This window comes from Nonomuraea jabiensis (assembly GCF_014204795.1).
Lineage (GTDB): Bacteria > Actinomycetota > Actinomycetes > Streptosporangiales > Streptosporangiaceae > Nonomuraea > Nonomuraea jabiensis.
In genome coordinates this window covers 1,002,948-1,006,906 of sequence record NZ_JACHMB010000001.1, presented here as the reverse complement: position 1 = coordinate 1,006,906, position 3,959 = coordinate 1,002,948, and the positions used below count along the sequence as shown (strand labels likewise).

At 71.4% G+C, this 3,959-nt stretch carries 2 protein-coding genes; both read left to right on the top strand.

The features are described 5' to 3' along the window. Positions 1 to 26 precede the first annotated feature (26 nt). Entirely contained in the window at positions 27 to 845 is an 819-nt protein-coding gene (locus HD596_RS04355) for a hypothetical protein (protein WP_185067995.1), read from the top strand. Between the two features lie 2 nt (positions 846 to 847). Continuing rightward, a complete protein-coding gene (locus tag HD596_RS04350; RefSeq protein ID WP_185067994.1) occupies positions 848 to 3,928 on the top strand; it encodes a non-ribosomal peptide synthetase in 3,081 nt (1,026 codons plus the stop codon). Positions 3,929 to 3,959: the final 31 nt, after the last annotated feature.

Here is a 3,959-nt window from a genome sequence, read left to right as displayed (position 1 = left end):
GCAGAACTCCGATCAAAGGAATGATCATGACCCTGGTAACCACTTGGACGACGCTCAAAGCATCCAACTCGGCGGAACTCGTCCTCTGCGTCGACTTCACGGAGACCGGCCGCGCGGAGGCGGGCTTCCCCGAGCTGGTGGCGAACATTGACTACGACGCGACCTTCTGGCACGTGCGCCCGCCCGCCGTGGCGCCCGGTTGCGGGATCGACGGTGCCGCCTATGTCCGTTCCTGGGTGGAGCCCATCAAGGAGAGCGGCAGGAAGGTCCACGCGGTCATGGGCTACTGCGTGGGCGCCGTCTACGCGGCCGAGCTCGTTGACCGGCTGGCCGAGCTGCAGGGCTCGGCGCCCGAGCTGATCCTCTTCGACCCGGAGCCCACGAGCCTGGAGAACGTCTACTTCCAGTTCGGCAAGGTCTTCGGCATCCTCTCCTCGATCCTGAACGAGGAGGACGTCGCCCAGCTCCGGGAGACCATGGACACGATGCTCCAGGTCGAGGGGATCACGGTCGAGGGTTACGCCGCACACCTGTATGCCACCTTCCGCGAGGTCGGGCACCGCGCGTTCGAAAGGGCCGGGTTCGACCCGGAGTACTCCGAGGAGATGTGGGAGACGTTCAGCGCCTTCCTGGCCTTCCTCACCTACGCCGACCACCTGGACCCCTGGGAGGGGTGGCTGCGCGCCACCGCGGTGAGCTCGTCCAACCCGAGGAACGGCCTGAACCGGCTGCGTGACTCCGGCCGCACCGTCGTGGCGGAGGAGCTCAGGTTCGAGGAGGGCCACGACGTGCTGCTCACCTCGGACGAGGTCGCCAGGGCCGTCACCAAGCTGCTGGAGAGATGATCATGGAGCAGATGCTGGGTCAGCGCGCCTCGCGCAAGGAGCAGGCGCTGTGGATGCTGGAAGAGCTGGTCCCCGGTACCGGGGTGAACAACCTGGGCGTGGCGTTCAGCGTGGCGAGGCTGCCGAGCCGCACCCTCATGCTGGACGCGATCAACCACGTCCTGCGCCGGCACGAGATCCTGCGCACGGTCTTCGGGATCGAGGCCGAGGGCATGACGCGGGAGGTCCTGCCGCCCGGGTACGCCGAGCTGCGCTTCGAGGAGGCCGGCCGGGACGCCACGCGCGAGTGGCTGACGGAGTTCGTGGCCCGGCCGTTCCAGCCGGACGGCGAGCTCCTGGTGCGCGCCGCCGTCCTGGAGGAGGACGCGGGCGAGGTCTACTGCCTGGCGATCCACCACTCGATCTTCGACGGGCTGTCGTCCGCGCTGCTGATGAACGAGCTCGCCGCGACCTACAACGCCCTCGCGGCGGGCGAGTCGCCGCCGCGCGACACCGTGCCGGCCTGGGAGGAGCCGGCCGCCCAACCGCGCAGCCGGGAGTTCTGGCACGACAAGCTGGACGGGTTCCGCGCCGACGAGCTGGACCTGTGGTGCGAGCAGCCGGAAGCCTCGCAGGTCACCCTCCTCGGTGACGTGGTCAACTGGGAGCTGTCCCCCGCCGCGCGGGACGCGGCCCGGCAGATGCAGCGCGAGCTGCGGTCGCCGGAGTCGGTCGTCCTCATGGCCGCGTACGGCGTGCTGCTCGCCGCCCACGGCGCCGGCCCCGACCTCACCATCGGCTCGCCCGTCAGCGTGCGGACGCCCGAGGCCGCCACCCGGATCGGCTACCACATCAACGTGCTCACCCTGCGCACCCGCGTGCAGTCGGCGAACACCTTCCGCACGCACACGCGGCTCACCCGCCGCACGTTCATGGAGGCCATGTCGCACGCCGACCACCCGGTGGACGACCTGCTGGAGATCGTTCCCCGCGACGGCTGGCGCAACAACCTCTTCCGGCACACCTTCAACTACGTGCCCGCCGACCTGTCCGCCGAGTTCATGCTGGGCGGGCTGCGGGCCGCCCAGGTGGTGATCGAGAACGGCTTCAGCAAGTTCGACCTGGAGTTCTTCGTCACCTCCACCCCCGAGGCGATCAGGATCAGGACCGCGTTCTGCGTGGACGTCCTGGACCGGGCCGACGTGGAGCTGCTGCTGGCCCGCTTCGACGAGCTGCTCGTCACGCTCGCGGAGCAGCCCGACACGCCGCTCGCGGACCTTCCCGTCTGGTGCTACCAGGACCGGGCGGCCATCGAGCTCGCCAACGCCACCGAACGCGCCGTGACGCCGGCGACCATACTGGACAAGATCGCCCGCCAGGTCTCCGCCGCGCCGCCGGAGGACACCGACGCGGTGCTCGACGGCGAGCGCCGCGTCGGGTTACGCCGCCTGTGGGCCGCCGCCGAGGCCACCCGCGACGCGCTGCGGGCCGCCGGCGTGGGCAGGGGCGACGTCGTCGCGCTGCTCGCGCGGCGAGGTCCCGAGCTGGCCGCGGCCGCCGTCGGCGCGTGGCTCGCCGGGGCGGCGTACCTGCCGCTCGAACCCGACCACCCCCAGCAGCGGCTCGACTACCAGCTCGACGACGCGGGCGCCGCCGTGGTCCTCGCCGGTGAGGGGATCGCCGTCTCCGGCGACCGTACGGTCCTGCCGCTCGTCCCCGTCGACTCGGTGACGCCCGTCTCCGGCACGGTGACGGCGTTCAACAGCGTCAGGCCGGAGGACTGCGCGTACCTCATCTACACCAGCGGCTCCACCGGGCTCCCCAAGGGCACGCTGATCGACCACTACAGCCTCGCCAACCTGATCGCGCACTTCGCGCACCAGCTGGCCGTGAGCCCGGCGGACACCGTGCTCTGGCTGACCACGTTCAGCTTCGACATCTCCGCCCTGGAGCTGTTCCTGCCCCTGACGACGGGCGCGCGCCTGGCCGTCGCGCCGGACGACGCCCGCACCCAGGGCGAACCCCTCGCCGAGGCGCTGCGGCGCTACGAGGTCACCATCGCCCAGGCCACGCCGACCACCTGGCGCCTGGTCATCGACCAGGTGGCCGGGCAGCTGGCCGGCCGCCGCGTGCTCTGCGGCGGCGAGCCGATGCCCGCCGTCCTGGCCAAGCGGCTGTCCGCGACCGGGTGCGAGCTCTACAACGTGTACGGCCCCACCGAGACCACGATCTGGTCCACCTCCGGCCGCATCGACCCGGCCGCCGACCGCGTCGACGTGGGCGTCCCCATCGCGAACACCAAGGTGTACGTCTCCGCCCCCGACGGCCGCCCGCTGCCGATCGGCACGCGGGGCGAGCTCTGCATCGCCGGCGACGGGGTGGCCATCGGCTACCACAACCGCCCGGAGCTGACCGCCGAGCGGTTCGGCGAGCACCCCGTGTACGGCCGGTTCTACCGCACGGGCGACCTGGCCCAGTGGACGTCCGACGGCCGGCTGGAGATCCTCGGCAGGCTCGACCGCCAGATCAAGCTGCGCGGCAACCGGATCGAGCTGGCCGAGGTCGAGGGCGTGCTGCTGACCCACCCGGACGTCAGGGCCGCCGCGGTCGTGGTCGTCGGCGACCCAAGCGCCGACGCCGTCCTGTGGGCCTTCGTGGTGGCGCCGGACCGCCCCGAGGTCACCTCGGAGCTGTGGGAGCACGCCAGCGCCTCCCTCCCGTACGCCGCGACCCCCCAGGAGTACGTGACCGTGGACGCGTTCCCGATGACGGGCAACGACAAGGTCGACTACCCCGCCCTCCGCCGCCTGGCCATGGAGCTGCGCGACGCCGAGGCCAGCGTGGAGGAGGAGGAACTCCCGTCCGAGAGCGGGGACCAGCTGGTCGACTCCCTGGTGGCGCTCTGGAAGGTCATGCTCAACCGCACCGATCTCGGCCCCAGCAGCCACTTCTTCGCGCTCGGCGGGCACTCGCTGCTGGCGGTCAAGCTGCTGCAGGAGATCAAGCGGGCGACCCAGATCAGGCTCAAGCTGAAGGACATCTTCGAGGAGCCGACGCCGGCCGGCCTCGCCCGGAGGCTGCAGGCGGCCAACGCGAACCTCTGACGGACCCGCGGCCGGGTCCCCACCCCGGCCG

Coding starts and splice junctions, on each gene's coding strand:
- HD596_RS04355 (WP_185067995.1), top strand. CDS start 27: ATGACCCTGGTAACCACTTGGACGACGCTCAAAGCATCCAACTCGGCG.
- HD596_RS04350 (WP_185067994.1), top strand. CDS start 848: ATGGAGCAGATGCTGGGTCAGCGCGCCTCGCGCAAGGAGCAGGCGCTG.